Annotated in this window: 8 protein-coding genes; 5 read left to right on the top strand and 3 right to left on the bottom strand. The window is 59.3% G+C overall.

The window, feature by feature from the left end; translation table 11 throughout:
* Positions 1-530 precede the first annotated feature (530 nt).
* A complete protein-coding gene (locus tag ACFQ2S_RS06440) occupies positions 531-2087 on the top strand; it encodes an ISL3 family transposase (protein ID WP_386073623.1) in 1557 nt (518 codons plus the stop codon).
* A gap of 45 nt (positions 2088-2132) precedes the next feature.
* Entirely contained in the window at positions 2133-3227 is a 1095-nt protein-coding gene (locus ACFQ2S_RS06435) for a DUF2793 domain-containing protein (protein ID WP_386073622.1), read from the top strand.
* 115 nt (positions 3228-3342) lie between these two features.
* Here ACFQ2S_RS06435 and ACFQ2S_RS06430 read toward each other — a convergent pair whose 3' ends face one another.
* The 3 genes from ACFQ2S_RS06430 to ACFQ2S_RS06420 all read right to left on the bottom strand — a co-directional run bounded on the left by ACFQ2S_RS06430 (position 3343) and on the right by ACFQ2S_RS06420 (position 4678).
* Positions 3343-3696: a GlsB/YeaQ/YmgE family stress response membrane protein gene (locus tag ACFQ2S_RS06430; protein ID WP_386073621.1), complete on the bottom strand. Its 354-nt coding sequence runs from the start codon at positions 3694-3696 to the stop codon at positions 3343-3345.
* 15 nt (positions 3697-3711) lie between these two features.
* On the bottom strand, positions 3712-3981 hold the full coding sequence (locus ACFQ2S_RS06425; protein ID WP_386073620.1) for a hypothetical protein: 270 nt from the start codon (positions 3979-3981) through the stop codon (positions 3712-3714).
* An 88-nt stretch (positions 3982-4069) separates the two neighbouring features.
* Positions 4070-4678 carry a hypothetical protein gene (locus tag ACFQ2S_RS06420; protein ID WP_386073619.1) on the bottom strand — a complete coding sequence of 203 codons (609 nt, stop codon included), beginning with the start codon at positions 4676-4678 and terminating at the stop codon, positions 4070-4072.
* Positions 4679-4806: 128 nt separating this feature from the next.
* Between ACFQ2S_RS06420 and ACFQ2S_RS06415 the strand changes: the two genes are divergently transcribed.
* The 3 genes from ACFQ2S_RS06415 (at position 4807) to ACFQ2S_RS06405 (ending at position 5991) form a co-directional block, all read left to right on the top strand.
* Positions 4807-5103, top strand: coding sequence for a hypothetical protein (locus ACFQ2S_RS06415; protein ID WP_386073618.1), 297 nt, complete (start codon positions 4807-4809; stop codon positions 5101-5103).
* A 47-nt stretch (positions 5104-5150) separates the two neighbouring features.
* On the top strand, positions 5151-5315 hold the full coding sequence (locus ACFQ2S_RS06410; RefSeq protein ID WP_156461686.1) for a hypothetical protein: 165 nt from the start codon (positions 5151-5153) through the stop codon (positions 5313-5315).
* Positions 5316-5487: 172 nt separating this feature from the next.
* Positions 5488-5991, top strand: a complete 504-nt coding sequence (locus tag ACFQ2S_RS06405) for a hypothetical protein (RefSeq protein ID WP_386073617.1) — start codon at positions 5488-5490, stop codon at positions 5989-5991.
* Positions 5992-6000 lie beyond the last annotated feature (9 nt).

Genomic DNA, 6000 nt, shown 5'->3' with positions numbered 1-6000 from the left:
TTGCGTACGCTGGCCTCGCTTGCGCTCAGCCGGGCATTCGATCTGGCTTGTGAAGGGCTGTCCGGGTGGACCTGAAATCAGAGGAAACCTGACATGCAACTACGTGCGGTTCTGGGCAGCGTCCTTGGATAACAAAAAACGCGAACCGTTAGATTACTTCCAGGCCAGCCTGAAGATCTCCCATATGGCGGTGACTGTATACGTTGGCTGCCTGCAGTCTCTCCGGGACGCCTACCATCACATTGGGGCTCTGCTTCTTCGGTGTCGCGCCATCTGCCCCCTGGTTCATTCCCGCCGTAGCAACCGCAATCGCACTCAGCATCATCTGGGCCGCCCCCGATGCCGTCCTCCAGCGTCCCGGGCATAGCCCAAAAGGCACCCCGCTGGCCCGCCGCCGCTGCGTTACATGGGAACTACGCAGCGCCGGGCCAGCTCAGATCCGAGGGGGTCAATTCTGGGGTCTGTCGCACATTTGGTGCAGCTGGTCGTCCAAATCACTATATTTTGGCAATCTTTGATGGAGGTTGCCAATGACGTCATGGTTTTCCCGCCAGGGTTTTCTTCCGACAGGGCTAAAGGCCGATCAGGTTGAGCTTGATGGCAATACGATCCGGGTTCACGCTCGTTCGTCGGTCGCATCAGCGACCTGTCCGCGTTGCGGCACTGTCTCGCGTCATCTTCACAGCAAGTATCGTCGCCGACCAGCCGATCTCCCCGCGCACGGCCGGGCGGTGCAACTGGTCTTGCTGGTTCGCCGCTTTCGCTGCCGCGCTACACATTGTCCTACCCGGATTTTCGCCGAGCGGTTTCCGCCTTCCGTCACCCGGCCACATGCGCGGCGTACGGCACGCCTACAGGGACTGGTGCGTCACCTCGGCCTTGCTCTCGGTGGGCGCCCCGCACAGGCGCTTGCCGAACGGCTTCTGCTGCCGGTGAGTAAAGATACTTTCCTGCGGAGCGCTCGGGTCGCAACCGAGGAGAGCGTTGCGGAACCTCGGGTGGTCGGTATCGACGACTGGGCGTGGCGCAAGGGACAACGCTATGGAACGCTGATCTGCGATCTTGAACGGCGGTGTGTAATCGATCTGCTGCCCGACCGCGAGCTCGCCACCGTGGAAGCGTGGCTCCGTGCACGTCCGAGTATCGAGGTCGTCGCCAGGGATCGCAATGGTGGCTATGGCGGCGCCGTCGCACGTGCTCTGCCAAAAGCGGTTCAGGTCGCCGATCGTTGGCATCTGCTTGAGAATGCAAGTGCCGCCTTCCTGGCTGCCGTGCAGCAAAGCATGCCAGCTATCCGCAAAGCGATCGGGGTAACGACGCTTGATCCCAAGCTTCTGACGGCAGCGGAGAAGCTGCAATTCGAGGGTTTTCAGCGACGTCAACGGACCAACCGCATAGTTCGAAGGATGGCTGACGATGGTGTCCCCATCAAACGGATTGTGCACCTGACCGGGCTGAGCCGCGGCCTGGTCCGCCAGATCATCCGTGGTGAGCGCGAAGACGTCTTTCGCATCCGGGAGAGCAGCCTAACCCCTTGGCTGCTGCGGCTGGAACGGGAATGGAGCGGCGGCTGCCGGAACGGTGCTGAGCTCTGGCGCCGCCTACGGGCAGATGGGTTTCAGGGCAGTCTCAGGGTTGTCGGCGAGTGGGCGACACGCCAGCGTCGCGCCGAGCAAGCGGTGCCGTCCGGAACAGGCAAGTCACCGCCCGCCCGCAGGATTGCACGTCTGTTGACCACGGGACGGAATCTCCTGTGCAGGGCCGATGCGATCCAAGTCGCGCGGATCGAAGCTGCGTTGCCAACCCTCGCAGCCACTCGAATACTGATAGACAGGTTCACCGATATGGTCCGCAACGCACGCGACGAAGAATTGGCAGCCTGGCTCGACACGGCAAAAGACAGCATGGTTGCGTCTTTCGCCCGCGGCATCCAAAGCGATTACGCCGCAGTTGCAGCCGCGTTGCGGGAACCATGGTCGAACGGGCAGACCGAGGGCCAGATCAATCGGCTGAAGACGCTGAAACGCCAGATGTATGGACGTGCGAACATGGACCTACTCAGAGCGCGTCTCGTCGTGACATCATAAGCATCAATGTGCAAATTTTGGGCGCCGATACGGGGTCACGATCCAATGCCGATTGACATGCTAGCCAGCCAGGCGCAGAAACACGCCACCCTGAACGAGTCCCTTCGGCTGCTGGACGGGCTGGTACATCTCTCCGTGCGCGGCACGGCGCGAACGGAACCGCCCTCCGATCCGGCTGACGGAGACCGGTTTCTGGTCGGGTCCGGAGCGACCGGGGAATGGTCTGGCTGGGACAACAGCATCGCCTATTGGGTCGAAGGTGTCTGGTTGCGTCTGGCTCCAAGGCCGGGCTGGCGGGTATGGATCGAAGAGTTCGACGGGTCAGCAAATGGTCCGGGGGACCATTTGCCCGGAGAACGGGAGCTGCTGGTCTGGGATGGCGCGGCCTGGGTGAGTGTCCTCCACTCCGCGCTTCGGAGCCTTTCCCTGCTTGGGATCGGCACCGAGGCGGATGCCTCCAACCCGTTCTCGGCGAAACTGAACGCCGCGCTCTGGACGGCGCTGGGCGCGGTCGAGGGCGGGACCGGCGATCTCTACTACACGTTGAACAAGGAGGCCTCGGACGACGATCTCGGACTCACCCTTCAGGTCGGCTACGTGACGAAGGCACTGCTCGGTCTCTTTGGCTCCGATGATTTCCGTCTGGCGGTCTCGGACGATGGCAACACCTTCTTCGACGCCTTCAACGTGGACAGGCTGACCGGCATCATCGAGCAGCCGCGCCTTCCCCGCTTCAAGGGCTACACCAATTACGACAACTATGTCGGCGTCGACACCTGGACGAAACTCGCGATCAACAACACCGACTACAACGACCAGTCCGCCTACGACGCGGCCAACAATTACTTCGTCGCGCCCGCGGATGGCACGTATCTCTTCGGTGCCACGCTCTTGTTCAAGACGAATGGAAGCACATCCTCCCGGATGCGCGGGCGGCTGCTGCTCAACGGCTCGACGGAGATCAAGGGCTCCTTCGGCGAGATCTCCGGCGCGCATGTCTCCGAGGCCACGACCCTATGGCTCCAGACCATGGCGGCGCTGGGCAAAGGCGATACGGTCGAGCTGCAGGGGTATTTCCGGGCGGCGGATGGGTATTTCGCAGCCGACCACACCTCGTTCTGGAGGGCAAAGGTTGGCTAAAGTAACCCAAATATCGCATCTGAGGGGCTTCGCCTCTGCATTGCCGGGCAACAGTCGCGTTAGATCAAAGGGAGATATTTCCTGTGCCACATATTTAATTCATCCAGCGACTGCATCAGCGCCGAACCAACTTGATGACGAGGAGCAAGATAATCGCCCCGAGAAGTGGAGAGAGGATCGCGGCGATGGGGCTTCCACCGAAGGTAAGACCGATCGCGGGGAATAGAATGCTGGCCAGTATCGATCCACCGATGCCGATCAGGATATCCGTCAGCAGCCCCGAGCCGGAGCCTTTGACGATCAGGCTGGCCAGCCAGCCAACAATCGCGCCGACGACGATCGCAATGGTCAGCCCGATGACCATCCCCATTCCGGTGCCAATGGCTTCAGCGACTTGCTCCTGAGCAAGTCCGGGACTTGCCGCCATAGCCGCAACGGCGATCGAAAGGCATTTGAGTGTTGGTCTCATGAAGCGCTCCAGTCCTTATTTTGTGTGTCTATTTCCAGGAAGGCGGCAGATCGACCAAAGCAGAAGGAGGTTGATCAGCGGTATCGCGGTGGTGAGCCAGGGCCATGAAACTTCAGGTGCGATGTCGATGAAGCGATTCCACGGAAAACCAAGCGGTACCAGAAAAACTCCGGCCAGCGGATCGCGCTCTTGTCCGAACAGGCCAAACTGTCCGATGAGAAGGATCGCAATGGCAAGGAGCCAAAGCAAACCGAACAGTCCGACAATAATCTTGCAAAGTCTCATCAGAATTTCGCTGTCAACTCATGCACGAGCGGGCACCTTCGCTGGTCAAGGAAGTGGCCAAATCCGATTTCTCCCTGGTGACAAACGGTTATTCGATGCCGATGATCAGGTTGTAGCTCTGCTCTGCCCCGGTCCGATTGATAACTTCGATCACGTGGTCGCCGGACTGCCAAAGCTCGCCCCGATATTCCAGATCGCCGCCGGTGCGCTCCAACAGGAACGAGCCGTCCGGGTTAAAGATCTGATAATCCAGCGTCGGCCCGTCTGCAGCGACGCGGGTGTACAGGTCCTGCTCGGCGGCAGCACCGATGATGAATTGTCGCGAAGCGCCCGGCGCCAGCGTATCGCTCAGCTCGGTCCCGGTCGTACCTGCGTCGAAACTGACGCGCACACGATCGGTTGCCCCTGCCATGGCTCCCCCGCCATCATCGGCAGCGTTCGCGACGCTCAGTTCCTCGACAGTTCCGTCGGAATAGGCAAGGCAGCGCCAGGTCGTGCCGCCGAGGTCGCGCAACATCACCAAGGTCGCTGCTTCTGAAAATTCCGAACTCAGCACTTCGCCGGACTGACCATCCGGCCCACCGACCACCCTCAACTGGTCGATACATCCGTCGATGGCATCCTGCTCGGCAGCAACGACGGGGGACGCAATGAACAACGCAGCGACTGCTGCAGCGGTGAGCTTGTTGAAAGACATATGCAACTCCCTGAGCGTTTTGACCCTTACCCTAGCGACCAGCTCTGTCTTGAACAAGCAGTCGGCGAAGGGTTGCGCAACCGGTCGTAATCGTTACGCTTTGAGACGAAGACGAAAGGACGATTTCGATGACCCTTACAACCAGAGTTTTGGCCACTGCCACTGTTTTTTTGCTCGCCGCTTGCGCGGAAGATGGACCGACTGTTGGTCAACCCTCCGTTGGTAGCAGCAGTGACCTGTCTGCATTTGAGGGCGCGCGTGCCGGTCAGGCAGAAATGGGGATTCAGAACCTTGGATATGAACTCATTCGTACGGAAGGCCTGACGGCTTTCTGGTTTAACCGAAGCACTGGCGCCTGTGCACGCATCACCACGTCCGATGGCCGCTATTCCGATGTAACCATGCTTCCGCCCGGCGACTGCTGAGTCACTCGGATGGAACAAAGACATTTACCAAAATCAAAGGAAAGACCATGAAGAATGCCCTTGCTGTTTCCGTCATCCTCGCTGCCCTGGCGGGATGTGTCGAAGAGCAATCCTTTACGACAGAGGCGGATATCTCGGAAGCAAATCGCGCGACCGAATGCCCTGTGGATGTGACGGAAGCAGATCGCGCCAACTACCCGGCGTGCAACTGACGCAACAGTGGCATCCGGTTCCCACGTTGACTTGGATCGCCGAGACTATGTGCTGTCGAGGCCGGAAAGAACTTGGCTTCATGTCGTTCAGATCATCTGATGTTTCTCAATTCATTGCTCTGACCGGTTCGCTTTTTTTGGCCTCGACACATGCACGTGAAAGGGACGTAGGATGAACAATCTGACACACCCAATCGTTGCAGCGTGGCTTTTGGCAGCCTCATTTGTTCCTTCAATCGCAAGCGCGAGTGATTCACTGGAGGCGCTGTTCGGTGGTTCCGTTGTTCAATGCACCGGTGCGATGGCTTGGAGTGACACTGGAGCGGCCGACGATCTGAATGTAGACCCCCTGCGAATTGCTGCGCGAGACGCTGCAGATGCTGATGGCCTCGCGATCTTTATTGGTGAAGAAGACATCATCGAGGACAACGTCTGGTCATGTGTTGATGGACTTTGCACAGCCAACGTAGCTGCTTCGGGCAACTCGATCACGACGAACACGCTGCAGTTGCGGAAAGAATTGGACCTACCAGGTGGGGAAGTCGTTTATAAAGCGATTGCCCTCTTCATGATCTTTGTACCTGGCGAGGACGCTTTCGAGATTGAGGGAACTTCAGCAAAAGGCGCCTTCATCTGTGACGGCGAGTTGCCCGTTGGCGTTGTTGCATCGCCGTAGAGCGCTCAG

Origin of the sequence: Tropicimonas aquimaris (assembly GCF_042676185.1) — a bacterium.
In the GTDB taxonomy this organism is placed as follows: Bacteria; Pseudomonadota; Alphaproteobacteria; order Rhodobacterales; family Rhodobacteraceae; genus Tropicimonas; species Tropicimonas aquimaris.
The sequence above is the reverse complement of the archived record's forward strand: the minus strand, read 5'-3'. Positions and strand labels throughout refer to the sequence as shown.